Source organism: Streptomyces sp. NBC_01788, assembly GCF_035917575.1.
Classification (GTDB): Bacteria; Actinomycetota; Actinomycetes; order Streptomycetales; family Streptomycetaceae; genus Streptomyces.
The window spans coordinates 939819-963682 of record NZ_CP109090.1; the positions used below are offsets into that span (position 1 = coordinate 939819).

The 23864-nt window shown below is 69.9% G+C and carries 25 protein-coding genes; 14 read left to right on the forward strand and 11 right to left on the reverse strand.

Annotated features, from left to right (window positions below; all coding sequences use genetic code 11):
* The first annotated feature begins 44 nt into the window (after positions 1-44).
* A complete protein-coding gene (locus tag OIE49_RS04465) occupies positions 45-509 on the forward strand; it encodes a universal stress protein (RefSeq protein ID WP_326801168.1) in 465 nt (154 codons plus the stop codon).
* Between the two features lie 369 nt (positions 510-878).
* Entirely contained in the window at positions 879-2816 is a 1938-nt protein-coding gene (gene ftsH, locus OIE49_RS04470; protein WP_326806136.1) for an ATP-dependent zinc metalloprotease FtsH, read from the forward strand.
* 268 nt (positions 2817-3084) lie between these two features.
* On the opposite strand, the gene OIE49_RS04475 is transcribed toward ftsH, so the two are convergent.
* A complete protein-coding gene (locus OIE49_RS04475; RefSeq protein ID WP_326801169.1) occupies positions 3085-3252 on the reverse strand; it encodes a hypothetical protein in 168 nt (55 codons plus the stop codon).
* Between the two features lie 324 nt (positions 3253-3576).
* Entirely contained in the window at positions 3577-4443 is an 867-nt protein-coding gene (locus OIE49_RS04480; RefSeq protein WP_326801170.1) for a universal stress protein, read from the reverse strand.
* 196 nt (positions 4444-4639) lie between these two features.
* Here OIE49_RS04480 and OIE49_RS04485 point away from each other — a divergent pair, with 196 nt between their 5' ends.
* Positions 4640-5458 (forward strand): universal stress protein, encoded by an 819-nt coding sequence (locus OIE49_RS04485; protein WP_326801171.1) that lies wholly within the window; start codon positions 4640-4642, stop codon positions 5456-5458.
* Between the two features lie 42 nt (positions 5459-5500).
* On the opposite strand, the gene OIE49_RS04490 is transcribed toward OIE49_RS04485, so the two are convergent.
* Together OIE49_RS04490 and OIE49_RS04495 are read right to left on the reverse strand one after the other, a co-directional pair.
* Complete coding sequence (locus OIE49_RS04490) at positions 5501-6175, reverse strand: CBS domain-containing protein (RefSeq protein ID WP_326801172.1); 675 nt, start codon at positions 6173-6175, stop codon at positions 5501-5503.
* A gap of 272 nt (positions 6176-6447) precedes the next feature.
* Positions 6448-7074 carry a CBS domain-containing protein gene (locus tag OIE49_RS04495; RefSeq protein ID WP_326806137.1) on the reverse strand — a complete coding sequence of 209 codons (627 nt, stop codon included), beginning with the start codon at positions 7072-7074 and terminating at the stop codon, positions 6448-6450.
* 229 nt (positions 7075-7303) lie between these two features.
* On the opposite strand from OIE49_RS04495, the gene OIE49_RS04500 reads away from it, so the two are divergent.
* Positions 7304-8179 carry a universal stress protein gene (locus OIE49_RS04500; protein ID WP_326801173.1) on the forward strand — a complete coding sequence of 292 codons (876 nt, stop codon included), beginning with the start codon at positions 7304-7306 and terminating at the stop codon, positions 8177-8179.
* Between the two features lie 54 nt (positions 8180-8233).
* Positions 8234-10636 carry a glycoside hydrolase family 65 protein gene (locus tag OIE49_RS04505; RefSeq protein ID WP_326801174.1) on the forward strand — a complete coding sequence of 801 codons (2403 nt, stop codon included), beginning with the start codon at positions 8234-8236 and terminating at the stop codon, positions 10634-10636.
* A 125-nt stretch (positions 10637-10761) separates the two neighbouring features.
* On the opposite strand, the gene OIE49_RS04510 is transcribed toward OIE49_RS04505, so the two are convergent.
* From OIE49_RS04510 to OIE49_RS37035, 4 genes are all read right to left on the reverse strand, one after another.
* Positions 10762-11535 carry a lysylphosphatidylglycerol synthase transmembrane domain-containing protein gene (locus tag OIE49_RS04510; protein WP_326801175.1) on the reverse strand — a complete coding sequence of 258 codons (774 nt, stop codon included), beginning with the start codon at positions 11533-11535 and terminating at the stop codon, positions 10762-10764.
* A 585-nt stretch (positions 11536-12120) separates the two neighbouring features.
* Positions 12121-12600: a hydrogenase maturation protease gene (locus OIE49_RS04515; RefSeq protein WP_326801176.1), complete on the reverse strand. Its 480-nt coding sequence runs from the start codon at positions 12598-12600 to the stop codon at positions 12121-12123.
* Positions 12597-13943 carry a Ni/Fe hydrogenase subunit alpha gene (locus tag OIE49_RS04520; RefSeq protein ID WP_326801177.1) on the reverse strand — a complete coding sequence of 449 codons (1347 nt, stop codon included), beginning with the start codon at positions 13941-13943 and terminating at the stop codon, positions 12597-12599. Before OIE49_RS04520 ends, OIE49_RS04515 begins: the two co-directional genes overlap by 4 nt.
* On the reverse strand, positions 13940-14107 hold the full coding sequence (locus OIE49_RS37035; RefSeq protein WP_402500787.1) for a hypothetical protein: 168 nt from the start codon (positions 14105-14107) through the stop codon (positions 13940-13942). Before OIE49_RS37035 ends, OIE49_RS04520 begins: the two co-directional genes overlap by 4 nt.
* Before the next feature lie 310 nt (positions 14108-14417).
* Here OIE49_RS37035 and OIE49_RS04530 point away from each other — a divergent pair, with 310 nt between their 5' ends.
* The 5 genes from OIE49_RS04530 to OIE49_RS04550 all read left to right on the forward strand — a co-directional run bounded on the left by OIE49_RS04530 (position 14418) and on the right by OIE49_RS04550 (position 18119).
* On the forward strand, positions 14418-14564 hold the full coding sequence (locus OIE49_RS04530) for a hypothetical protein (protein WP_326806439.1): 147 nt from the start codon (positions 14418-14420) through the stop codon (positions 14562-14564).
* Positions 14565-14784: 220 nt separating this feature from the next.
* Positions 14785-15960: a 4Fe-4S dicluster domain-containing protein gene (locus tag OIE49_RS04535; protein ID WP_326801178.1), complete on the forward strand. Its 1176-nt coding sequence runs from the start codon at positions 14785-14787 to the stop codon at positions 15958-15960.
* Positions 15957-16415: a Crp/Fnr family transcriptional regulator gene (locus tag OIE49_RS04540; RefSeq protein ID WP_326801179.1), complete on the forward strand. Its 459-nt coding sequence runs from the start codon at positions 15957-15959 to the stop codon at positions 16413-16415. The genes OIE49_RS04535 and OIE49_RS04540 overlap by 4 nt, the downstream gene beginning before the upstream one ends.
* The gene (locus tag OIE49_RS04545; RefSeq protein WP_326801180.1) at positions 16412-17230 is read left to right on the forward strand and encodes an FAD/NAD(P)-binding protein; all 819 of its coding nucleotides are present in this window, start codon (positions 16412-16414) and stop codon (positions 17228-17230) included. Before OIE49_RS04540 ends, OIE49_RS04545 begins: the two co-directional genes overlap by 4 nt.
* Position 17231: 1 nt before the next feature.
* On the forward strand, positions 17232-18119 hold the full coding sequence (locus OIE49_RS04550; RefSeq protein ID WP_326801181.1) for an oxidoreductase: 888 nt from the start codon (positions 17232-17234) through the stop codon (positions 18117-18119).
* On the opposite strand, the gene OIE49_RS04555 is transcribed toward OIE49_RS04550, so the two are convergent.
* Complete coding sequence (locus OIE49_RS04555) at positions 18045-18278, reverse strand: hypothetical protein (protein ID WP_326801182.1); 234 nt, start codon at positions 18276-18278, stop codon at positions 18045-18047. The genes OIE49_RS04550 and OIE49_RS04555 overlap by 75 nt on opposite strands.
* On the reverse strand, positions 18278-18670 hold the full coding sequence (locus OIE49_RS04560; RefSeq protein ID WP_326806440.1) for a hypothetical protein: 393 nt from the start codon (positions 18668-18670) through the stop codon (positions 18278-18280). Before OIE49_RS04560 ends, OIE49_RS04555 begins: the two co-directional genes overlap by 1 nt.
* Here OIE49_RS04560 and OIE49_RS04565 point away from each other — a divergent pair.
* Complete coding sequence (locus OIE49_RS04565) at positions 18581-19498, forward strand: pyridoxamine 5'-phosphate oxidase family protein (RefSeq protein WP_326806138.1); 918 nt, start codon at positions 18581-18583, stop codon at positions 19496-19498. The genes OIE49_RS04560 and OIE49_RS04565 overlap by 90 nt on opposite strands.
* A 70-nt stretch (positions 19499-19568) precedes the next feature.
* Here the strand turns inward: OIE49_RS04565 and OIE49_RS04570 are convergent, their stop codons facing one another.
* The gene (locus OIE49_RS04570; RefSeq protein WP_326801183.1) at positions 19569-19796 is read right to left on the reverse strand and encodes a hypothetical protein; all 228 of its coding nucleotides are present in this window, start codon (positions 19794-19796) and stop codon (positions 19569-19571) included.
* A gap of 158 nt (positions 19797-19954) precedes the next feature.
* On the opposite strand from OIE49_RS04570, the gene acsA reads away from it, so the two are divergent.
* Genes acsA through OIE49_RS04585 form a run of 3 tightly spaced genes read left to right on the forward strand, consistent with a single transcriptional unit; the run spans position 19955 to position 23864 of the window.
* Complete coding sequence (gene acsA, locus OIE49_RS04575; RefSeq protein WP_326801184.1) at positions 19955-21769, forward strand: acetate--CoA ligase; 1815 nt, start codon at positions 19955-19957, stop codon at positions 21767-21769.
* Positions 21766-22791 (forward strand): pyruvate dehydrogenase (acetyl-transferring) E1 component subunit alpha, encoded by a 1026-nt coding sequence (gene pdhA, locus OIE49_RS04580; RefSeq protein WP_326801185.1) that lies wholly within the window; start codon positions 21766-21768, stop codon positions 22789-22791. The genes acsA and pdhA overlap by 4 nt, the downstream gene beginning before the upstream one ends.
* Positions 22788-23864, forward strand: coding sequence for an alpha-ketoacid dehydrogenase subunit beta (locus OIE49_RS04585; RefSeq protein ID WP_326801186.1), 1077 nt, complete (start codon positions 22788-22790; stop codon positions 23862-23864). Before pdhA ends, OIE49_RS04585 begins: the two co-directional genes overlap by 4 nt.

Genomic DNA, 23864 nt, shown 5'->3' on the forward strand with positions numbered 1-23864 from the left:
GCATGGTGAGAAGGGGATGCCAAGCGTGACCAGGCAGGTACGTGATGAGTGACGAAGCGACGTCAGTTCCGCGGATTGTGGTAGGTGTCGACGGCTCTGAACCCTCGAAGGCAGCCCTTCGGTGGGCAGTCAGCCAGGCAAAGCTGACGGGGGGCGTGGTCGACGCGATCATTGCCTGGGAGTTCCCGACGGCCTGGTTCGGCCTGGCCCCACCTACAGACACGGATCCGACTGACTACCAGAAGCAGACACGCAAGATCCTCGACCAGGCGATCGACGAGGCCCTCGGCCCGGGCCCGGGACGGCCCGTCGACCTCCGCCCTTTCGCAGCCCACGGACACCCAGCCGCCGTCCTGCTTGATGCCGCCGAGGGAGCACAGCTGCTGGTCGTAGGCAACCGAGGGTACGGCGGATTCAGCGAGGCACTGCTGGGGTCGGTGGGCCAGCACTGCGTGCAGCACGCCCCATGCCCCGTCGTCGTAGTCCGCGGTTCCGGCCACGGAGCCTGAACAGCGCGGCGGCGTACGTGACTACGACGGCTGAATCCAGGGGCCTGGTCAGGCCACGGTGATGGTGTCGTCGAGGTAGACGTCCTGGAGGCGTGGAGCAGCTCGATGCCTTCGCCGGTGGGTCGCTGGAAAGCTTTTTCGGTGATGAGGCCGGTACCTCCCGCTTGCTGATCACTGCCGTCCGTACGACTTGCGCGAGGTCTCCCTGGCCTGCCGATTCCCCGTGACTCCTGCGAGCTTGGGTGAGCACTGACCGATGGCCCCATCAGGGCCATTCGACCCCTGCCGCCCAGGAACGAACGGGTTGACGCTCGTAGATGGGGTTCATGCCAACCGAAGGGCGTGGGACTGGTGATCACACGAGTGCGGATGCCGCACCGGCACCTGACGCCACCCGCCAAGGCGGGGCCGTCTCGTGAACCATCCACACCTCCGTCCCGGCAACCTCAGCCGGTCGGCGGACGGTGGATCTTCTGGTGGATACTTACGACGCTCGTCATCGTCCTGCTGCTCTCTCGCGCCCGCACTGGACCACACACGACATCACTGTCCTACACCGCCTTCGTCGGGAAGGTCGGCGCCAGCCAGGTGCAGATGGTAGACATCAATGACAAAGGCGCGGTCAGCGGCACTCTGCAGGACGGGACGAAGTTCACTACACAGATCCCCACCGCGCTGGGCACCGGGGCCCAGCTTCAGCAGCAGATGACCTCGCACCACGTGCGAATCACAGCCAGCCAGAGCAGCAGTGGCGGCCCGGCCTGGTTGTCCGTGCTCTTCACGTTCCTGCCGTTCCTGCTGCTGATCGGCTTCTTCGTGTGGATGGGACGCCGTGCCGCAGGATCGGTGACCGGCGGGCTGAGTGCCATCGGACGCTCGCGCGCAAAGATCATCGAGGCGGAGCGGCCCACGACCGGCTTCGACGACATCGCCGGCTACGACGGCGTCAAGCAGGAGATCAGCGAGGTCGTCGACTTCCTGCGCAATCCCGCCCGATACACCGCCGCGGGTGCCAAGGGACCCCGGGGCGTGATCATGGTCGGGCCTCCCGGGACCGGCAAGACACTCTTCGCGCGGGCGGTCGCCGGCGAGGCTGAAGTGCCCTTCCTGTCGATGACCGGCTCCGCATTCGTGGAGATGTTCGTGGGGGTCGGTGCCTCCCGGGTACGCGACCTGTTCGACGAAGCCCGCAAACGCGCCCCGTCGATCATCTTCATCGACGAGATCGACGCACTCGGGTCACGTCGCGCCGTCGGGGCACGTCTGGGCGGCAACGACGAGCGCGAGCAGACCCTCAACCAGCTGCTGGCCGAGATGGACGGCTTCGACCAATCCAGCGGCATCGTCGTCCTCGCCGCCACCAACCGGCCCGATGCCCTCGACCCGGCCCTGCTGCGCCCCGGACGCTTCGACCGCCAGGTCACCGTGCCGCTGCCCAATCAGGCCGAGCGGACCGCAATCCTCGCCGTCCACGCCCGCGACAAGATCCTGGCACCCGACGTCGACCTCGGCGCCGTGGCGCGCGCCACACCCGGGTTCTCAGGCGCGGATCTCGCCAACCTGGTCAACGAAGGCGCCATCAACGCCGTGCGGAACAATCGCACCCGGGTCGAGCCGCACGACCTGGATGCCGCCCGCGATCGTGTGCTGCTGGGGCGCCGGGAGTCCTCCAACGCGCTGCTGCCCGAGGAACGCCGCTCCGTCGCGGTCCACGAATCGGGCCATGCCCTGGTCGCGGCACTGTGCGAGCACGCCGACCCGGTGGCCAAGGTCACCATCCTGCCGGCCGGCGTCACCCTCGGCGTCACCGAGCAACTTCCCGAGGCGGAACGCCACCTGTACAGCGAGAGCTACATGACCGACCTCCTGGCGGTGCGCCTGGGCGGGCGGGCAGCCGAACTGGTCGCCTTCGGCGAGGGATCGACGGGGGCCGCCAACGACCTGGCCGGAGCCACCCAGATCGCCACCCGCATGGTCCGCGAATTCGGCCTCTCCCCCGAACTCGGCCCCATCGGCTACGCCTCCGCCCACCCGCACTCCCTCGGTGAGACCACCGAGGAGCCCGGCCGGCCACCGTACTCGGAGCAGACCCAGCGCATCGTCGACGAGGAGGTTGCCCGGCTGCTGGGCCAAGCCGAACAACGCGCGATCACGCTGCTGCGCGGCCACCGGGCCGCCCTCGAACACCTGGCCGAACGACTGGTCGCCCACGAGACCATCGACGGCTCCGTCGTCCTCGACGTCCTGCGCCAAGAACGCAGCGAGGCCGACGGACGAGGCGGTGACCTGGCCGTCAACACGTCCTAGCTCACGACGATCCGGGTTATCGCGTCATCGACGGTGTACTTGGATTCCTGCATGGCGTCCCCCATGAATCAGGAGTCGGTCACCACCGGGTCGGAGTCGGTGATGACGGCGCTCCGCCCGGTACCCGGGCGTCGCGTCCACCCCGTAGCCGGTTCTGAAACTGCCGGCGTGCGCAGCGCGTAGCGCCGTCGCCGTCCCGATCTTCATCGTCGGTCGGCTGCGACCTCCGGAGGAGGGCCGTCAGTCCCAGCCGCCACGGTGAACGGCCCTAATTCGAACCGTTGCCCACCGGCCGGTGGGTCTGCGGCATGGTGGCTCGGTTCCTCTCCCCGTCCGTGCAGCCGGTCGTCGCCCATACCGTGCGGGGCCTGGCCCTCGGGCCGAACACGCGAGTCGTCCAGTCGTAGCGGCGCACCAGCCGCCCGGTCTCCGTCACGCAGTCCTCCGCAGCCGACGGACCTGCGCGAAGCCCGCCTCCCATCGTGCCGACAGCGCGCACCGCGTACCTTGTTCGTCCACATCGCAGCCACGCGGCCAGGTGCCGACACGAAGGACATCGCCCACGGCAGCCCCTGCCCGTCCCAGGTGGGAGAGACGGCGGTCCTCCGGTATGCGGCGCATCACCACGAGCGGTTCAGGCGCCTCCGCTCGAGTTGCGGAACTCGACCAGGTCCTTCTTGAGCTTCCAGACCCGGTCGCCTACGAAGAACGGCGTCGCGGTACGGGTCCACACCCGGCCCGCCACGCGCGAAGGCTGGGCTCAGCCATGCGGAACGACGGCGACAGGGCAGCGTCCGTGATGAATGGCGGCCTGCGCCACAGGCTCGAGACGGGGCACCAGGCCGGCACGATGCCGACGCCGGCCCAAGACCAGCACAGCAGCTCCTTCGCCGGCCTCTACGACGGCCTTGGCGGGACTGTCGAGACGGATGCTGTCGGCCACGTCCACCTGTGGGTACTTCGTCCGCCACGCGTGCAGCTCTCCGCTCAGCTGCTCATGCGCATCCCGCGTCATTTCCTCGCTGATGTGGTGGTCAACTCCCCAGGGCACACGTGCGTGGAGCGGCACGCTGCGACCGTGGACGGCAAGGAGAGGGACGCCTCTGGCCGCTGCGGTGTGGAAGGCGAAGTCGAGCAGGTCGTCTGAGGATCCGTGCAGTTTCAGGGCCACAACGACACGGCTCGCCGACGTCGGTTGTCTCCGCTCCGGAGGCTCGGCGCGCACCAGCACCACGGGCCGCTCGGCCCGCGCCACGACAGGCATGCTGACGTCCCCCAGGAAGTAGCTCTCAACAGGCTCGATCCCCCGGGAACCGAGGACGATCATCTCCGACTCCGAGGCCGCTTGGAGCAGAGCGTGCTGGGCATCGTCAGCGACCAGGTTCCCGACCACGGACAGGCCCGGATGGCGTGCTTGCAGCTCCGCCTGCGCGGTACGGACGAGGCGCTTCGCCCAGTAGTTCTGATCGACTTCGGCGGGGATCCGCGTTGGTTCCGGCGCCAGCAGCGGCCACGCGTGCAGCAGCCGCAGCGTGAGCTTGCGTCTCACTGCTTCGTCCGCGGCCCAGCGGGCAGCGGCCAGACTCTCGGGCGAACCGTCGAGGCCCACGGTGACGACTGGTGGCATGGCGGCGGCCTCCGTCTCGTATGAAGCTGGAGAGGACGGTGGACGTTCGACCGAGTGTGCGGTCGGGACGTCGCCTGCATACCGGGCGCGATGAGCTTCTCCCGTTCGAGGATCCCCCGGCCCCGACCGCGGCGCATGCGGACCCGCGGAGGAGCGATCGGAGCCGTGGAATCCGCCACGAGAGGAGAAGGGCCCGGTGAGGATTCCCCTGGTGGTCGGCGTCGACGGCTCCAAGGCGAGCCTGGAGGCAGTCGGCTGGGCGGCCGACGAGGCGGCCCGGCACGGGATCCCGCTCCATCTCCTGCACGCGGCGGCCGGTGAGCAGGAAGCGTCCGACGTGATCAGGGCTGCCTCGGCGCGTGCCAGGCAGGATGCTCCCGCGGTGCCGTTGTCCAGCGAGATCTCACACGCGGACGCGGCCTCCGCACTGGTCGACAAGGGACGCAATGCCTTCGCGCTGGTGCTGGGGCCCAGGGGGCACGGGGACCTTTCCGGCATGCTCCTGGGATCGGTCAGCCTCGCCGTGGCAGCGCATGCCGACTGCCCGGTCGTCGTCGTCCGCGGCAGCCCGGAGCATCGCGCCGCCCGGTTCGGGAATGTCGTCGTGGGAGTCGAGGACGGGGAGGGCAGCGGCACGGCGCTGGACTTCGCGCTGCGCGAGGCCCATGTGCGGTGCTGTCGACTTGTGGCGGTACACGCCTGGAGCGCACCGTCCGGTGCCTGTACGACACCGCGAGCCCCGTCGTGGTTTCTGGAAGCCCACCGGCGTCCGCCGGCGCAGGTGCTCGACGACGCCCTGCGCCGCCCTGCCGAAAGGTATCGGAACGCCTCGGTGAGCCGGCAATTGATGGAGAAACCGGCGCGCCGTGCCCTGTTGGAGGCCGCGTCGACGGCGGATCTGCTGGTCGTGGGCGCCCGGCGCCGACTTGGGCATTCGGGCTTGCAGCTGGGCCTGATCAATCACGCGCTGCTGCATCACGCGCCGTGTCCCGTCGCCGTCGTGCCGCAAAGATGACCAGCGGCCTGCTGCTGGAGGCCGACCACCTGTTTCTTCACCTCAGGTGCCGGTGGGTGCGTCGCCGGGGCCGTTCGTGCGGTGGGCAAGGTTCCCGGAGACCGACACGACGCCGTCGACGCCACGGCACAACTGCTCGATGACGGGAATCAGACTCCGGGACTCCACGGTGCCGGCGAGGGTGACCCGCCCGTCGCGCACTTCCGCGGTCACGTCCCGTGGATCGAGCCCCAGGGTGCGCCGCAGCAGATCTCCGATGATCTCGTCGCAAATGGCCTCGTCGCGACGTAGGAAGATCCGCAGCAGGTCACCACGGCTGACGATGCCCAGGAGCCGGTCCGCCTCGTCCACCACAGGAAGCCGTTTGACGTGCTGGGTCTCCATGAGGCGGGCGGCCTCGACCACGGTCCACTCCGGCCGCGCGCACACCGCGGGAGCGGACATCAGTTCCTCGGCCCGCGAACCCTCGGCCTTGGCCCGCTCCCAGGCCTCCAAGTGCGGGATCGGAGTCCTCCCCGATGGGTCGGCCTGGTCGGTGGTCTTCCGCAGCAGGTCGGCCTCGGACACCACACCCATCGGGCGGTCCAGCTCGTCCACGACGGGCACGGCGGTGACGTCGTTCTCCTCCAGCAACCTGACGAGCTCCTTGAACGGCGTGTCACGCCGCGCCCGGACGACATCGCGGGTCATGAGTTCCTCGACCGTTCGGTGGTGCATGGTGCCTCCCGGATACGGGCCGCCCACCTCGCGGACGGGCCTCTCGCTTCGTGCGGCGGTGTGTCGAGCGCGGCAGGTTGGATACAGCACCATTCTGCGGAGAGGGCAGCGCTCATGCGAGCTCACCTCGGCGACCAACTGGCCGTCGAAAGCCCGGCGACCGGCGCCGCGAGGCGCGACGGCGACACTGCGTGGCGAAGGCATCGATCTGTCACCCGCCGGGGCCAGGTACTGCTGCCCGTAACCGCGGAACCTCGGCCCGGAGGATCGCATCACTCCGGCCCACCAGTAGCCCCACTGAGCCGGGACTCGACGTCCACCACGCCCTCCAGCCCGCGCACGAGGCGCTCGGCAACCCAGATGAGCGAGATGTCGTGGACGGGCCCACGGAGCGTGACGATCCCCTCCCGCACGGACACATGGATGGCATGGGCGTGCAGAGGGAACAGGTAGGACACCACCGTGCGGCGGACCTCCTCCTCGATGTCCTCGTCCGACCGCAGGAACGCTTTCAGAAGGTCACCGCGGCTGACGATGCCACACAATGTGCCCTCGTCATCGACGACGGGCAGCCGTGCGACACGATGCACGGCCATGAGGCGAGCCGCCTGAGCCAGGGTGGCGTCCGGATGCACCATGACGGCAGGCCGGCTCATCACCTGCTCGGCTGTCATCCCCTCCGCCTTGGCCAGGTCGAACCGACGGCGGATCCTCTCGAATCGGGTGAGCTCGCGGCCTCGGAAATCCTCCTTGGGCAGCAGGTCGGCCTCGGACACCACACCGACGACCCGCCCTTCCCCGTCGACGACCGGTACGGCACTCACATGCAGCTCGTCCATCGTCCGCACGATCCTTTTGAACCGCGTGTCGTGCCCCACGGCGACCGCGGGCGCCGTCATCACATCACTCACGATGTGCGGAGCATTGACAGACATGTCCTCGGTTCCTGAAGGCGTGCCGGACGAGTTGAACGAGCCATTGCCTCCAGCATCGCCGCGACCGGGTCTGCCGCAAACCGGCCGGAGACGCACGGGTGCGGACCCGATGGCGTGTCGCGGCGTCGTGCAGGCAGTGGGACGGTATTCACAAGAGGCTCTCGGTAGCCGGGCGACGAAGGCGGTGACGGAGATGGAACTGCCACTGGTCGTGGGTGTCGACGGATCGGACTCCAGCCTGACCGCGGTCGACTGGGCCGTGGACGAGGCGGCACGGCACGGACTGCCCCTCCACATCGTCCATGCCTCCCTGTGGGAGAGCCACGGGGGAATCCAGCCGTCGTTCAGCACTGACCGCCCTGCCAAGGAGGTCATGGCCGAGCACGTCATCGCTTCCTGCGTGGAACGGGCCCGGCGTCGCAATCCCGAGGTGAAGGTGTCGGGCAAGGTACTGCCCGAGGACGCCGTGTCGGTGTTGCTCCGTGCGGCGCCCGAGGCCTTCGCACTGGTCGCCGGCTCACGTGGGCGCGGCGAGATCGTCGGGATGCTGCTGGGATCCGTCAGCCTCACGGTGGCGGCCCGCGCCGTCTGCCCGGTCATCGTGATCCGTGGCACAGAGCCCCACCGCCGTGGAGCCTTCGGGCACATCGTGGTGGGGGTCGGTGACGCGACCGGCAGTACGGGGGCCGTACGGTTCGCCGTCCGCGAGGCCGAGGTGCGCGGCTGCGCCCTGACGGCCGTACGGGCCTGGCGCAACCCGTCGCAGGAGCCCGTGGACCACATGCTGATCGCGGACGACGCCGCCCGGTTGCGTGAGGAGCGCGCCTCCACCGGCCTCGACGACGCGCTGCGCGAGGCCGTACAGGAGCACCCCCAGGTCGATGTCCATCGCCGGCCGGTCGAAGGCCCTGCCCACCGGGTTCTCCTGAAGGCATCGGCCGAGGCCGACCTGGTCGTCGTCGGCGCTCAGCGGCGGCACGGCCACTTCGGTCTGCAGCTCGGCTGGATCGCGCACGCCCTGCTGCACCACTCGGAATGCCCGGTCGCCGTCATCCCTCAGCCGGTCTGAGGCGGCCACGCGTACCTGAGCCGCCAACGCCTACGGGACATGGACAGGTGACGCATGTCGGAGTGGACATGGGAGTGGGCGGGCTACGAGCCCGCTGCCGAGCGGCTGCGTGAGTCCCTTTGCACTCTCGGCAACGGCTACTTCGCCACGCGGGGAGCGGTACCCGAGTGCCGGGCCGGCCCGGTGCACTACCCAGGAACCTACGTGGCTGGCTGCTACAACCGTCTGGAGTCGACCGTGGCGGGCCGCCAAGTGGTGAACGAAGACATGGTCAACCTCCCGAACTGGCTGCTTCTCCGGTTCCGTATGCGCCGCCCCCAGCAAGTGTGGGGTCCGTGGTTCTCCCCAAGTGCGCGCGCCCTCCTGGACCACCGGCACGTCCTGAATCTGCGGCGCGGCACGCTCACCCGATCCTTCCGCCACCGCGACGACCAGATGGATGTGCTCAGCGTGACACAGACCCGCCTGGTGCACATGGGAGATCCGCACCTGGCCACGCTGCGGACGGTCTTCACGGCCGAGAACTGGTCGGGAGAGATCGAGATCGAGAGCTCGTTGGACGGCGAGGTGATCAATGGGAATGTGCCCCGTTACCACGCCCTCGACCACCACCACGTGACCCATGTCCGGACGGGAGCGCAAGAGCCCCACACGGTCTGGCTCACCTGCCGGACCAGCACATCGGGCATCGTCGTGGCCCTGGCCGCCAGAACGACGGTCGCCGACGACGAGATTCCGGCATCATCGGTGCTTCGCCCTGCCCGCCACCGTGCCGTTCACCGCCTGGTCGTCCCGATCACACCTGGCCGGCCCGTCACCATTGACAAGACAGTCGCGGTGCACACCTCACGGGACACTGCGATCAGCGACCCGCTCGGCGAAGCAGTCGACCGGGTGTCCACGGCGGCGGACTTCCCCAGCCTGCTGGACTCGCACGTCGCGGCGTGGGAGCGGTTGTGGCGCCGGGCGGACGTCCGGGTGCCCGGCGAGGCCGGCCGCATTCTGCGCTTCCATCTCTTCCACGTCCTGCAGACGCTGTCACCGCACACGGCTGACCTGGACGTGGGCGTCCCCGCCAGAGGGCTGCACGGCGAGGCGTACCGGGGCCATGTCTTCTGGGACGAGCTCTTCGTCCTTCCCTATCTCAACCTGCACCTCCCGGAGGTCTCCCGGGCACTGCTGAACTACCGCTACCGGCGGCTCCCCCGGGCCTGCACAGCAGCGACCGCGGCCGGCCGGGCGGGGGCGATGTATCCGTGGCAAAGCGGAAGCAACGGCCGTGAGGAATCCCAGGAATGGCATCTCAACCCCGCCTCGGGCCGCTGGCTGCAGGACCACTCCCGGCTCCAGCACCACGTGGGCTCGGCGATCGCCTTCAACGTCTGGCAATACTGCGAAGCCACCGGCGACACGGAGTACCTGCACACCAGGGGTGCGGAGATGCTGCTGCAGATCGCCCGCTTCTGGGCAAGCCTCGCCGTCTTCGACTCCGGCACGGACCGCTACCGGATCCGCGGTGTAGTCGGCCCCGACGAATACCACGACAGCTACCCGGGTGCCGCCCACTCCGGGGTGGACGACAACGCGTACACCAACGTCACCGCCGCCTGGGTCATCACCCACACTCTGGAACTCCTACGACGGCTCCCCGCATGGCGCCGCGACGAACTGTTCCACCGGGTCCGGCTGAACGCCGACGAGCTGCCGGAGTGGGAGGAGATCTCCCGCAGCTTGCGGGTGCCGTTCCATCAGGGGGTCATCAGCCAGTTCGAGGGCTACGACGACCTGACTGAACTCGACTGGGACGCCTACCGCGCCCGCTATGGCAGCATCCGTCGGCTCGACCGCATCCTTGAGGCCGAGGGCGACACGGTCAACCGTTACAAAGCATCCAAGCAAGCCGACGCCCTCATGCTCGGCTACCTCTTCTCGCCCGCTGAGCTGCGCGCCCTGTTCCAGCGTCTCGGCTACGACCTGGACGACGACGTCTGGCGCAGAACCGTGGACTACTACCTGCGGCGCACCAGCCACGGCTCCACCCTCAGCGAACTCGTCCACAGTCTGGTCCTTGCCAGAGCCAGACGAGCCGAGACATGGCAGTACGTGCAGGAGGCCCTGGAGGCTGACATCGCCGATATCCAGGGCGGCACCACCGGCGAGGGCATCCACCTCGGGGCGATGGCCGGGACGCTCGACCTGGTCCAGCGCGGCCTTACGGGACTGGAGACACGCGAGGACGCCCTGTGGCTGGACCCGGTGCCACTTCCTGCCCTCTCCGAGTACGGCTTCACGGTGCACTATCGCGGTCACTGGGGCGTCGGCGTGCGACGCCGGAGCGGGCTGCTGGAGATCAGCGTGCCGGACTCGGAGGAGTCACGGATCCGTGTGGTGCTGGCTGACCGCACGGTGACCATCGCACCGGGGGAGACGTGCGCGCTCGTACTGCCGGGTAGTTGACCCTCGTACGGGTCCAGCAAGATTCGAACGGCCGTGATGGACAGTGGTCCGGCCCCATAGGTGCGCCGTCATGACGCTCGTGCTCGCTGTCGCCGGGCGCCTGGCCCACTTCGACTGTTAAGGGCTCAGCTGCCGCGTCCTGCCGAGCGGCGGGGCCCGGAGCGGGACGCGCCGCCCTGGAAAGTGATGATGAGCCAGCACGCCCAGCCGATGGGCTGCAGAGCCCAATAGCTGACGGCCCGGTACAGGAGCGTCGCGGCGATCGCCGATCCCGGCTGCAGACCGTACAAAATGAGCAGGGCGGACAGGCTCGTCTCGATGATGCCGACGCTGCCCGGGGTCAGACGGAGGCTTCCGGGGATCTGGGTAAGCACGTAGGCAAACAGCAGACCGTGCCAGGGCACGCGGATGCCCAGTGCCCAAAGGCCGGCGGCCAGGCAGGCGACGTCGAGGACCCAGTTCAGCAGTGCGAAGGCGAACGGTCCCAGCCAAGGCCGTAGGCCGGGCTGCAGGTGGTGAGCCTGGTCGACCAGGCGGGCGAGTGCCTCCTGGCCTTGCAGGATGCGGCGGGAGCGCCGCCCGGCGTCCGTCCACGCCCGTCGCACTGCTGCGCGGAAACCTGCGAAGCGGGTTGCTCCGAACGCCACCAGGGCGATCCCCAGGATGATGAGCACGCCGACTCCGGGGAGCAGAACGGCGCGCAGTTCTGCCGGTCCCGCAGCGACCGTGGCGGCCACGAGCAGGGCGGCCAGACCGAGTACCGAAAGTCCACCGGCGACTACCAGCACGGCCGCCGCGAGCACCTGCTCCACGCCTCGACGGCGCAACTGCCTGAAGATCCAGGCCGCAGAGAACGCCGCCCCGCCGGGCAATGTGCCCGCCACGGCATTGGCAGCCACGACGATCCCCGTCGTGCGCCGCAAGCCCCAGCGGGCCCCGCCCGCCGCCAGCAGGCCAGCGGTACAGCGCGGCGAAGCACACGATCGACAGCGCCTCGCTCACTACGGCGACCGCCACCGGGAGCGGGTGCACTCCGGCGATGAGGTGATACGCCTGGGCCAGTTCACGCCTGCGCAGGAGGGCAACCAGGAGCACGGCCGCCACGAGGGCGACGGCCGCCAGCCACCACAGCGGGCCCGGTCGCGCGGGCACTGTCTCTCCGCCCATCCGGTACCGCGCCCCGCCTCTGCCTCCGGCCGCCCGGGCATCGCTGTCACTCCCGAAAGGTGGCGTGAGGGTTCAAGGGCGGAAGCCCGTTGACGGGTTGGATGGGCACGGCGTGCTCGCCGAGGACACTCGGCAGCACGGCCCTGATGCTCGGGGCGCTACCCGGACGTATCCGCCCCGAGGACGGCGACCCGAATGATCTTGATGGTCGTGTCGCGGGATGTGGTGCCCAGACGGAGAAACCGGCCGGTTCCGCACCCGCGATGCAGGAGCCGGCCGTCGGATACTTCGGCGGGGTCCTCGTTGCCACCGGCTCCTTAGGCCCCTCGATTCTGTTCATAGGCCTGTCGGACGGAGGCGGCGGCGCGGTCGATCAGCTCGGGAAGCGCTGATCGCACCGCTTCGCTCAGGCCCGTGCCGAGTTCGATGTCGGCCACTTCCATCGAGTGCACCACGAGAGTCGGCGGCAGTTGACCGAGGGCCTCGGCCAGCGCGAGGCACTCTCCGAAGCCGAGCGCATGCGTGCTCGCCATGCCTGCCGTGCGGCCGGTCGCTTCCGCCGCCGTCAGAGTGTGCAACTCCCCCGGCCGGGCCGATCCGGCTCGGAGGGCTTCCAGCACGACCACCGTGTCCGCGCCGTTCCACAGGTCGAGCATGCGCGCGGGTTCGCCATCGCTGACAGCCAGGACGGTGCCGTCGGGAACGCGGCCCCGCAACGCCTCCACCGCTGCCGGGCCGACTCCGTCGTCACCGCGCAGCGAGTTTCCCACGCCGATCACCACGACCCGGCCGCTCATGGGCGTTCCACGGTCACGTCGAGGAAGTGGGCGGCGCAGGAGATGCAGGGATCGTGATTTCGAATGGCCCGTTCGCACAGGTGGGTGAGCTCATCGTCGTCAGCGGCGGGCCCGGCCGTGTCCAGGCGCGTCTGGACAACCCGGCGCACGTCCTCCTCGATGGCGGTCTGGTTCTGGGCCGTGGGCGGGACGATGCGGGCCTCGGTGAGCGTGCCGTCCTCCGTGAGGGCGTAGCGGTGGTACAGCAGGCCTCGGGGCGCCTCGGTGGCCCCGGCTCCGACGCCCTGGCGGGGCGGGACCTCGATGGCCGGCCGGGCAGGTCGTTCGTATCCGTCGATGATCCGCAGGGCTTCCTCGACGGCCTGGACCACCTCGACGGCGCGTACGACGATGCTCCGGAAGGGGTTGTCGCAGATGGCGCCGGTCAGCGGGTCGCCCAGGCCGGCGTCCCGCGCCGCCTCTGCGGCCACGGGGTGCAGCCACCGGCCGTTGATCGCGTAGCGGGCCAGCGGGCCGGTCAGATAGCGGCGGCCGTCCAGAGTGGCGGTCAGAGCGGTGGAATGCGGTACCTGTCCTTCCTGGACGTGTTGTTCGAAGTCGGACAGTGGGAACTCGCACAGCGCCGGGCCTTGGCCATGAGCGGCCATGACCACCGGTGTTCCGGAGTCGATGGCGTAGCGGCCGGGGTCACGCAGTGCGAACAGGTCGTGGTCGCACACGGCGTCGGGAAAGTCGAACGCCGCCACCCAGCGGACGGTCTCCAGCGCATCCTCCCGGGCCTGCCGCAGCCGTTCCGCCAGCGGACGGAGTTCGTCCGGTGGCGGCGTCCGATAGAAACCGCCGACCCGGACATTGACCGGGTGGATGGGGCGACCGCCGAGCTGTTCAAGGATCGCGTTGCCGGCCTGCTTGATCCTCAGGCCGCGCTCGACGGCGGCTCGCTGGTCTCGGGCCAGCTCCACGACGTCGGCCCGCCCGAGGAAGTCCGGGGCGTGCAGCAGGTAGATGTGCAGGGTGTGGCTCTCGATCCACTCGCCGCAGTACAGGAGGCGGCGCAGCTCCGCGAGGGGGCCGTCCACCGTGACACCGCAGGCGTTCTCGATCGCCTGGCAGGCACTCATCTGGTAGGCGACCGGGCAGATGCCGCAGATGCGGGCGGTGATGTCGGGGGGTTCGGTGTGACCTCGGCCGGTCAGGAAGGCCTCGAAGAAGCGTGGCGGTTCGTAAATGCGCAGCCGTGTCTCCGTGACGGTACCCTCCTGGATGCCCAGGTGAAGGGCCGCTTCGCCTTCCACCCTGGCCAGCGCGTCAAGTCGCAGGACGCGGGTTCCGCGATGGTTCATGCGGGCCTTTCCGGGCGGGTTTCTCTCCCGGCACGAGGGCTGTGCTGCTCCTCGACCGCGAGGTCGGGTACTGAGGCATATTCCGGCGGCGTGGCGTTGAAGGTGCGGAAGACACGCTGGATGTCCTGCCCGCTCATCCCGTCGTGGCGCGGCTGCGCGACCATGGAGCGCAGATTGCGTCGGCTCGTGGGTCCGAAGCAGCCGTAGCACCCGCGCCCGTGGGCGGGGCAGATGGCTCCGCACCCGGCGTGCGTGACCGGGCCCGGACAGGGGCGTGCCGTGGGCCACGGTGATGCGGGTGGTTCCGCGCCTCTTGCACTCGGACTGCGCAGGTGATCGATCGCCTCGTGTGGGGGGACCGCCAGGCCCGCACGGCATGCCGCACGGCCCCGCGCCCCGACGCCGACGACGACGCGGCCGTGCGTCGCTATGCGGCCCTGATGGCGAGTCGCCGTGGACGGCGTGGATGTCGGCTTGGCGCAACCCGGAGGCCTCGACGCGGATGCGGACCTGGCCAGGGCCGGACTCTGGTCCGGGCGCTCCTCGATGACCAGAGGCTCACCGAAGCTCCGTACGACCGTGACGGTGCGGGGCATGGTCTTCACCACCTGCACCGAGTGATCCGTTTGAAGCATGCGCGGCCCCTGCACCAACACCCACCTCACCGTCGCGTGACGCGGTCCGGAACCAGGCCGCCCATCACTGAGCGAGATAAAGGGACCCAAATGTGCCCGTATGACCCTATTTCGGTAGCGTCGTGCCGGAAATCCTGCATTAGTGGACTTCCGTGGGGCACCGGCGATGCCACACCTGCTTTCCGTGGTGCCGAAGGAGAGAGGCCATGAACACGGACACCGACGTGAACGCTTCGCCGCCTCCCGCGCCCGACGGGATGGTGATCGGCAAGGACGGGGTATCCGCGCTGGTGGACGTCCTGATCGCGCGCGGTTTCACCGTGGTCGGGCCCACCGCGCGAGACGGCGCGATCGTGCTGGCGGAGCTGGAGTCGGCCGACCAGTTGCCCTACGGATGGGGCGTGGAGCTGGAGGCCGGGCAGTACCGGCTGCGTGAGCGGCTGGATGGCGCGGCCTTCGCGAACGCGGCGGGACCGCAGTCGTGGAAGACGTTCCTGCACCCGGCACGGGTACGGCAGTGGAGCGCCGACCGTGTGGGGGGCGAGACGGTGTTCACCGCTGACGAACTCCCTCCGCCGCGGTACGCGTTCCTCGGGGTGCGCCCCTGCGACCTGCGGGCCATCGCCATCCAGGACCGGGTGCTCACCGGCGGGCGACACCACGACGCCGTCTACCAGGGACGGCGCTCCGGAGCATTCCTGGTGGCGGTGGAGTGCACGGAGCCCGGCGGTACCTGCTTCTGCGTCTCGATGGGCACGGGACCCTCGGCCGGTTCCGGCTACGACCTGGTGATGACCGAGGTGGTCGATGAGGACGGGCACCGCTTCTGGATCCGCAGCGGCAGCCAGGAAGGCGCCGACATCCTCGCCGAACTGCCCGCCCACCCCGCGGACCCGGCCACGCGCGATGCGGGCCGCGCGGGCGTCACCGCCGCCGCGAACCGCATGGGACGGACCATGCCCGAGGCCGACCTGCGGAACCTGATGGCCGGCACGCTGGACGCCCCCCGCTGGGACGACGTCGCCGGACGCTGCCTGACCTGCGGCAACTGCACAATGGTGTGCCCCACCTGCTTCTGCACCACCACCGAGGACGTCACCGACCTCACCGGCGACCACGCGGAACGCTGGCGGCTGTGGGACTCCTGCTTCGACCTCGACTTCTCCCATCTGCACGACGGCCCGGTCCGCGCATCCACGCGCAGCCGCTACCGGCAGTGGATGACCCACAAACTCGGCACCTGGTACGACCAGTTCGGGTCCTCCGGCTGTGTGGGCTGCGGGCGCTGCATCGTGTGGTGCCCGGTCGCCATCGACATCACCGAGGAGGCCGCCGCCCTGCACGACTGGGCGCAGTCCCGGGCATCGGGTGAGGCCCCATGACCGGCCTGCCTACGCACCTGGACTTCCTGTCGGCCGCACACCATGAACGGCTGCTGACCATCGGACGGAACGTCTCGTTCCCGGCCGGTGCGCGGCTGTTCGACGAGGGCGGGAAAGCAGATCGCTTCTGGCTGCTGCGCTCCGGTGAGGTCGCCCTCGACCTTTACGTTCCCGGCCGGCACCCGGCACCTGTGGTGGAGACGCTCGGCCCCGGCCAGCTGCTGGGCTGGTCGTGGATCTCCCCGCCGCACCGCTGGCACCTGGGGGCCCAGGCTGTGACCGCGGTGACGGCGACAGAGTTCCCCGCCACCGAAGTCCTCGGCCTGTGCACGGCCGACCCCGAACTCGGGTACGCCCTGATGCACCGCTTCACCGAGATCGTCGCCGAGCGGTTGCAGGCCACCCGCATCAGGTTGCTGGACCTGTACGCGCCGTACGGAAGCGGCCTGGCATGACCACCGTGACGCCCCCGCTGCCGTACCGGGTCGCCGCCATCCGGCCGGAGACCGCCGATACCCGCTCGGTCGAACTGGTGCCGGCCAGGCGGGAGCTTCCACCGTTCTCGCCCGGCCAGTTCGCGATGATCTACGCCTTCGGTGTCGGCGAGGTGCCCATCTCGGTCAGTGCCCTGCGCGGCCCCCACGGAGGGCTGGTGCACACCGTACGCGCGGTTGGCGCGGTCTCGACGGCGCTGTACCGACTGCGCCCGGGGGACACCGTGGGGCTGCGCGGGCCGTACGGCACCGGCTGGGACCTGGGCGCGGCGGCCGGTCGGGACGTGCTGGTGATCGCAGGCGGGATCGGGCTGGCGCCGCTGCGGCCGGTGGTGCACGCGGTCCTGGACCGGCCCACGGCGTACGGCCGACTTGAGATCCTGGTGGGCACCCGCGCCCCCGACGACCTGGTCTACCGGGACGAGATCGAAAGCTGGCGCGGCGGAGCCCGGGTGGGGGTGACCGTCGACCGCCCCAGCCCGGGTTGGCACGGCGCGGTAGGGGTGGTCACCACACTCCTGGACCGGTTCGCCATCCAGCCGGACCGCACGTGCGCGCTGGTGTGCGGGCCCGAGGTGATGATCCGCCACACCGCACGCGCTCTGACGGATCGGGGCCTGTCCCCGCACCGCGTCCAGGTATCCCTGGAACGCAACATGCGTTGCGCCACCGGCCACTGCGGCCACTGCCAGCTCGGCCCGCTCCTGCTGTGCCGCGACGGCCCGGTCGTCGGCTACGACCGCGTCGAACCACTCCTCGCCGTAAGGGAGCTGTGAGATGAACACGGACCCGGATACAGGCACCGGAGCGGATGCCGATCCCCGGCCGACACTCGCCGTGTGGAAGTTCGCCTCCTGCGACGGCTGTCAGCTGACCCTGCTCGACTGCGAGGACGAGCTGCTGGGCCTGACCGACCGGATACGCATCGAGCACTTCCTGGAGATGTCCGCCGCCGAGGGCCCCGACGGACAGCGCGCGAAGCTGGAGGGCCGCGGACCGTACGACCTCTCGCTGGTCGAAGGGTCGATCACCACGGCCGAGGACTCCGAGCGGATTCAGCACATCCGGCGCGTCTCCCGGCGCCTGGTGACCATCGGAGCCTGCGCCACCGCGGGCGGCATCCAGGCGCTGCGCAACTTCGCCGACGTCGCCGAGTTCCGCGCCGCGGTCTACGCCCGCCCGGAGTACATCGCCACGTTGGAGACTTCGACGCCGATCTCGGCCCATGTTCCGGTCGACTTCGAACTGCGCGGCTGCCCCATCGACCGTCGCCAGCTCCTCGAAGTCATCACCGCCTTCCTGGCCGGACGTAAACCCAACATCCCCGACCACAGCGTCTGCTTCGAGTGCAAGAGGCGCGGCACCACCTGCATCACCGTGGCCCATGGCACCCCTTGCCTGGGTCCGGTCACCCATTCCGGCTGCGGCGCCATCTGCCCCGCCTACGGACGCGGCTGCTACGGATGCTTCGGCCCGAGCAGCAACCCCAACCTGCGCTCCATGGTCAGGCAGCTGTGCCACGACGGGATGAGCGAGCGCGACATCCTGCGTGTCTTCCGTACCTTCAACGCCGCGGCGCCGGAATATGCCTCAGTACCCGAGCTCACGGCCAAGGAGCAGGAACCTCGGGCCGGGACGGACACGACCCCGGAAGGGCCGGCATGAGCCATCGCGGATCCCGCGTACTGCGAATTGGACGCACTGGCCCGCGTGGAAAGGCGCCACACCGGCGAGCCGCTGGACCGTGATCGTGGAGTCGGACACCTCGGAACCGCGCAGCCTGCCCGTACGGGCACGCGTGACGAGGTCCTTCGAAGCTGTCATCAGCGTCGGAAGGTCCAGGGTGTCGGCGTCGTGCAGGGCTGGGGCGACGAGCCCTGCACCGCGCAGGACACGGCTACGCCGAGGTGTACGCCCTTGCCTGCGGTGAAGCGGTCATCGGTCCAGAAGCCGTTGAGTTCGGGTACCTGACGGGCCGCGAGGGGGGCCGCCTTGAGCAGCAGAAGGGCGGGAAGCGAGACCGGCCCGTTCGGGCCAAACCCCGGCCCGGGGTCGGCACCGCATGCGTCGGCATGTCGCGCGTGGCACGTTGGGTACAGCAGGATTGTGAGGGAAGGGCGGCGATCATGCGAGCTCACCTCGGAGATCAACTCGTCATCGAAAGCCCGGCGACCGGCGCCACCAGGCGGGACGGCGAGATCGTCGGACTTCACCACGCTGATGGAACGCCTCCCTACGACGTGCGCTGGTCGGACACGGACGAGGTGACCCTGGTGTTCCCCGGGCCTGACGCGCACGTCCGTCACATCGGGCCCGAGCCCGTGAAGCACGAGCCTCCCCGATCCCCGGACGTGGATGAGGCGGGTGCAGTGTCCGGCGCGACCTGGCTTGCTGGGGTACCCCACCCCGGCGACATCGGCCGACGCGTGGCCGCCGAACGCAAGCGACAGGGCCTGGGCCGGGAAGAGACTGCCCGCCGCGCCGCAATGGCTCCGGACTACCTCGCCTACCTCGAAGAACACCGGGCCGATCCGAGCCTGGCGACCCTCATCCGCCTGGCCGCGGCGTTGGGCACCAGCGTCGCGGCCCTGCGTGGAGGCGGCATCGATCTGCCGCCAGGCCAGGGCCACGCGCTCCTGCACCCTCAGCTGCAGGCCCTCGGCCCCGACGAATGCCGCGCCCTGCTTTCCACACACGGTGTGGGGCGCGTCGCGGTGTCAACCCCCGATGGCCCGGCGGTCGTCCCGGTGAACTATGCGGTCATCGATGGCGCGATCGCCTACCGGACGGCGCCCGACTCCGTACCCGCGGCGGCCGTGGGAACGGAAGTAGCCTTCGAGGTCGACCACGTGGACGAGGCCATGAGCCAGGGCTGGAGCGTGCTCGTCATCGGCCCCGCGCGGGTTGTCACCGAGCCCGACGTCGTGCGGCGGCTGGCCGAGCATGCCCACACCGAGCCATGGGCCGGCGGCGTACGTGAACTGTGGGTGTCGATCCAGCCCAGGCGCCTCACGGGTCGCCGTATCAAGCCGGCCGATCAGTGATTGGCCACGGCCTGCCGCTCGCCCTGTACGCATTCCACGAGGCAGCGCGCGGACGCGCAGTCCACGTCCGTCATGCGCCGCACCAGCCCGTGTTCGGCGGCCAGACGCCGCGGGGCGGAGCGGCGTACTCATCGGTGACGAGCAAGGCATCCATCCGGCCCTCGGGCGGCTCCGCACCGGGACCGCCGTCGAAGGCGACACGGTGGCGGCCGCCGGCGACCAGCAGGCCGGCCGGTACGAAACGCGGGGCCGCCATGGCGCCCCCGCCCAGCAGCGTGAGCCGCAGCGGCGGCGCCATATGCGTCACCTCCCGGTGACGTGACCTGGTCATCAGTCTGGAGCAAGCGGTAACCGTGGACCTGAGCCGTCCGGCCAGGTACCGGGGCCGTTCGGCCCAGTGCGGGCGGGGCGGACCGGACGGAGAGTGGAAGAAGGCCCGCAGGAAGGAGGGCCGGCATGCGGTGGGAGACCATCCGGAAGGACACCGTGCTCCGGGTTGCCCCCAATCTGGGCGACTACGACAAAGAGTGTGCGGAATTCTCGTGGTCGAAGGCGCGAGCCAGGCTGCAGGGGCTGCCAGGCGGGCAGGGACTGAACATCGCGCACGAGGCCGTGGACCGGCACACGGCATCGGCCCGCGCGAAGGCGGTCGCGCTGCGATGTGTCGCGCGGGACGACTCCGTGGACTGCTTGACCTACGGGGACCTGGCACGTGCCACGTCGCGGTTCGCCAATGTGCTCCGTACGCTCGGGATCGGCCGGGGCGACCGGGTGGTGACGCTGCTGGGGCGGTGCCCCGAGCTGTACACCGTGGTCCTCGGCGCACTGAAGAACACCAGTGTCCTGTGCCCGTTGTTCTCCGCCTTCGGACCGGACCCGGTGGCTCAGCGGCTGCGGCTGAGTGATGCCCAGGTCCTGGTCACCACGTCGGAGCTGTATCGCAGGAAGGTCGCCGGACAGCGTGAGGCGCTGCCGGGTCTGCGCCACGTACTGATCGTCGGCGAGGGCGCGGACGAGCTGCCCGGGACCCTGTCCCTCACCGCGCTCATGACCGACGCCTCCGACACCTTCACCATCCCGCCGACCTCGCCCCGCGACATGGCCCTGCTGCACTTCACCAGCGGCACGACCGGCAGCCCCAAGGGCGCGGTGCATGTGCACGAGGCGGCCGTCGCCCACTACATGACCGCCCTGTACGCCCTCGATCTCCACCAGGACGACGTGTTCTGGTGCACTGCGGACCCGGGCTGGGTCACCGGCATGTCCTACGGGATCGTCGCACCGCTCATACACGGTGTGACAGTGGTGGTGGACGCGGGCGACTACGATGCCTGCCGTTGGTACCGGATCCTCGCCGAGCAGCGGGTGAACGTCTGGTACACGGCGCCGACGGCCTTGCGCATGCTGATGCGAACGACGCCGAGGACCGGGCCGTACGACCTGCCCCGCTCGTTCGACCTGAGCGCGCTGCGGTTCATCGCGTCGGTCGGCGAGCCGCTCAACCCGGAGGCCGTGGTGTGGGGGCGGGACGTGCTCGGACTGCCGGTGCACGACAACTGGTGGCAGACCGAGACCGGCGCCATCATGATCGCCAACTTCGCCTCCTGCGACATCCGTCCCGGCTCGATGGGGCGTCCGCTGCCCGGGGTGGAGGCGGCAGTGCTGCGGCGCGGCCCGGACGGCCGCGCCGAGTTCACCGACGGGCACGTCACCGTCCTGGAGGAGCCCGGCGCGGAGGGCGAGCTGGCGCTCCGGCCCGGCTGGCCGTCCATGTTCCGCGGGTATCTGAACGACGAGCAGCGCACCGCCGCCGCCTTCGCGGACGACTGGTACCTCACCGGCGACCTGGTACGACGTGACGCGGACGGCTGGTACTGGTTCGTCGGGCGGGCCGACGACGTCATCAAGTCGGCGGGACATCTCATCGGGCCGTTCGAGGTCGAGAGCGCCCTGATGGAACATCCGGCGGTCGCCGAGGCAGGGGTCATCGGCCGCCCCGACCCCGTGGCCGGGAACATCGTCAAGGCGTTCGTCGCACTCCGGCCGGGCTTCGACGCGACGACCGCGACGCGACGGGACCTGCTGGCCTTCGCCAGGCGCCGCCTGGGCCCGGCCGTGGCGCCCCGCGAGATCGCCTTCGACCAGCACCTGCCGCACACCCGCAGCGGCAAGGTCATGCGGCGCCTGCTGCGGGCACGTGAACTCGGCCTGCCTCAGGGCGACATCTCCACGCTGGAGGACTCCTCGGAAAGGACGGAACAGTCGGCATGAGCACCACCCGCACGCCGCGCGCACCGCGGTCGGCCTCTCGTCCGAACCGTCAGGCCGCGCACCGGCTGGCCTTGCTGGAGTCGATGCTGCGCGTCCGCCGGTTCGAGGAACGCTGCGTGGAGTTGTACAGCGCGGCGCGCATCAGGGGTTTCATGCACCTCTACATCGGTGAGGAGGCCGTGGCCGTCGGCGTCAACGAAGCGCTCACGAACGACGACGCGGTCGTGTCGACGTATCGCGAACACGGGCACGCACTCGCCCGCGGGGTTCCGGCCGAGGCGATCATGGCGGAGATGTTCGGCAAGGTCACCGGCTGCAGCCACGGCCGGGGCGGCTCCATGCACCTCTTCGACGCCGGCCGCCGCTTCTACGGCGGCAACGCGATCGTCGGCGGCGGGCTGCCTCTGGCAGCCGGCCTCGCCCTCACCGACCGCATGACCGGACGCAACCGTGTCACCTGCTGTTTCTTCGGCGACGGCGCCTTCGCGGAGGGCGAGTTCCACGAGACCGCCAACCTCGCCGCGCTGTGGGGACTGCCCCTGCTGCTGGTCTGCGAGAACAACCTGTACGCGATGGGCACGGCCCTGGCCCGTCACCAGGCCCATACCGATCTCGCTCTGCGGGCCGCCGGGTACGGCATGGTCTCCTGGGCAGTCGACGGCATGGACGTCTTCGCCGTCGAGGACGCCGCCCGGCGGGCGGCCGAAGGGATACGTGCCGGAACCGGACCGCACTTCCTGGAAATGCGGACCTACCGCTTCCGCGCCCACTCCATGTACGACCCCGACCGCTACCGCGACAAGGCCGAGATCGAGCACTGGAAGGAGCGCGACCCGGTCGAAGGGCTCGCCCGGCGGCTGCGGGAGGCGAAGGAGCTGTCGGACGAGGCCCGGACCGCCCTGGAGGACCGCTTGGCCGCCGAGATCGACCGTGCCGTCGAGACGGCCGAACAGGCTCCCGAGGAACCCGTCGAGGATCTGCTGAAGTACGTGACCAGCCCGGTGCAGGCGAGTCGGCCATGACAACGACCACGCGTACCGCCAAGTCCGCCACGGCCTCGGACCGCAGGACGACCTATCGCGAGTCGATGCGCGAGGCCCTGCGGGAGGCGCTGCGCAACGACGAGCGAGTGTTCTTGATGGGTGAGGACGTGGGCCGGTACGGCGGCTGCTTCGGTGTCAGCCTCGGCCTGCTGGAGGAGTTCGGGCCCGAGCGGATCCGTGACGCCCCGTTGTCCGAGTCGGCGTTCGTCGGCGCCGGCATCGGTGCGGCCCTGGGCGGCATGCGGCCGATCGTCGAGATCATGACGGTCAACTTCAGCCTGCTGGCCCTGGACCAGATCCTCAACAACGCAGCGACCCTGCTGCACATGTCCGGTGGCCAGCTGCCCGTTCCGATCGTGATCCGGATGACCACGGGCGCGGGACGGCAGCTCGCGGCCCAGCACTCGCACAGCCTGGAGGGCTGGTACGCGCACATCCCAGGCCTGCGTGTACTGGCCCCGGCGACCCTCACCGACGCCCGGTACATGCTGGCTCCCGCACTCGCCGACCCGAACCCCGCACTGATCTTCGAGCACGGCAGCCTGTACAACGTCTCCGGTGACCTGCCCGCCGAGGCGGGGCCGGTCGACATCGACCACGCGACAGTCCGCCGGTCGGGCACGGACGTCTCCCTGATCACCTACGGCGGCTCACTGCCCAAAGCGCTGACCGCCGCCGACGATCTCGCCGGCGGCGGCATCAGCGCCGAGGTCGTCGACCTGCGTACCCTGCGCCCCCTGGACGACGCCACCATCGGCGAGTCGGTCGCGCGCACACATCGCGCCGTCGTCATCGACGAGGGCTGGCGCACCGGCAGCCTCGCCGCGGAGATCTCGTCGCGCCTCACCGAACAGCACTTCTACGACCTCGACGCCCCCGTCGAGCGGGTGTGCAGCGCCGAAGTTCCCGTGCCGTACGCGCGCAGGCTGGAGGAGGCCGCGCTGCCGCAGGTCGGCGGAATCGTCGCAGCCGCGCGTCGCACGGTCGGCGAGTCCGTGCCGGCCGGAGCCGACGAGGCGCAATGGCAGCCGGTCACCGGGAGGTCGGGTTGA

What these genes read in the sequence shown, in the direction of transcription:
- OIE49_RS04465 (WP_326801168.1), top strand. Translation starts at nt 45, where the DNA reads ATGAGTGACGAAGCGACGTCAGTTCCGCGGATTGTGGTAGGTGTCGAC.
- ftsH (WP_326806136.1), top strand. Translation starts at nt 879, where the DNA reads ATGCCGCACCGGCACCTGACGCCACCCGCCAAGGCGGGGCCGTCTCGT.
- OIE49_RS04480 (WP_326801170.1), bottom strand. Translation starts at nt 4,443, where the DNA reads ATGCCACCAGTCGTCACCGTGGGCCTCGACGGTTCGCCCGAGAGTCTG.
- OIE49_RS04490 (WP_326801172.1), bottom strand. Translation starts at nt 6,175, where the DNA reads ATGCACCACCGAACGGTCGAGGAACTCATGACCCGCGATGTCGTCCGG.
- OIE49_RS04495 (WP_326806137.1), bottom strand. Translation starts at nt 7,074, where the DNA reads ATGACGGCGCCCGCGGTCGCCGTGGGGCACGACACGCGGTTCAAAAGG.
- OIE49_RS04500 (WP_326801173.1), top strand. Translation starts at nt 7,304, where the DNA reads ATGGAACTGCCACTGGTCGTGGGTGTCGACGGATCGGACTCCAGCCTG.
- OIE49_RS04505 (WP_326801174.1), top strand. Translation starts at nt 8,234, where the DNA reads ATGTCGGAGTGGACATGGGAGTGGGCGGGCTACGAGCCCGCTGCCGAG.
- OIE49_RS04515 (WP_326801176.1), bottom strand. Translation starts at nt 12,600, where the DNA reads ATGAGCGGCCGGGTCGTGGTGATCGGCGTGGGAAACTCGCTGCGCGGT.
- OIE49_RS04520 (WP_326801177.1), bottom strand. Translation starts at nt 13,943, where the DNA reads ATGAACCATCGCGGAACCCGCGTCCTGCGACTTGACGCGCTGGCCAGG.
- OIE49_RS37035 (WP_402500787.1), bottom strand. Translation starts at nt 14,107, where the DNA reads ATGGTCGCGCAGCCGCGCCACGACGGGATGAGCGGGCAGGACATCCAG.
- OIE49_RS04535 (WP_326801178.1), top strand. Translation starts at nt 14,785, where the DNA reads ATGAACACGGACACCGACGTGAACGCTTCGCCGCCTCCCGCGCCCGAC.
- OIE49_RS04540 (WP_326801179.1), top strand. Translation starts at nt 15,957, where the DNA reads ATGACCGGCCTGCCTACGCACCTGGACTTCCTGTCGGCCGCACACCAT.
- OIE49_RS04545 (WP_326801180.1), top strand. Translation starts at nt 16,412, where the DNA reads ATGACCACCGTGACGCCCCCGCTGCCGTACCGGGTCGCCGCCATCCGG.
- OIE49_RS04550 (WP_326801181.1), top strand. Translation starts at nt 17,232, where the DNA reads ATGAACACGGACCCGGATACAGGCACCGGAGCGGATGCCGATCCCCGG.
- OIE49_RS04555 (WP_326801182.1), bottom strand. Translation starts at nt 18,278, where the DNA reads ATGACAGCTTCGAAGGACCTCGTCACGCGTGCCCGTACGGGCAGGCTG.
- OIE49_RS04565 (WP_326806138.1), top strand. Translation starts at nt 18,581, where the DNA reads ATGCGAGCTCACCTCGGAGATCAACTCGTCATCGAAAGCCCGGCGACC.
- OIE49_RS04570 (WP_326801183.1), bottom strand. Translation starts at nt 19,796, where the DNA reads ATGGCGCCGCCGCTGCGGCTCACGCTGCTGGGCGGGGGCGCCATGGCG.
- acsA (WP_326801184.1), top strand. Translation starts at nt 19,955, where the DNA reads ATGCGGTGGGAGACCATCCGGAAGGACACCGTGCTCCGGGTTGCCCCC.
- pdhA (WP_326801185.1), top strand. Translation starts at nt 21,766, where the DNA reads ATGAGCACCACCCGCACGCCGCGCGCACCGCGGTCGGCCTCTCGTCCG.
- OIE49_RS04585 (WP_326801186.1), top strand. Translation starts at nt 22,788, where the DNA reads ATGACAACGACCACGCGTACCGCCAAGTCCGCCACGGCCTCGGACCGC.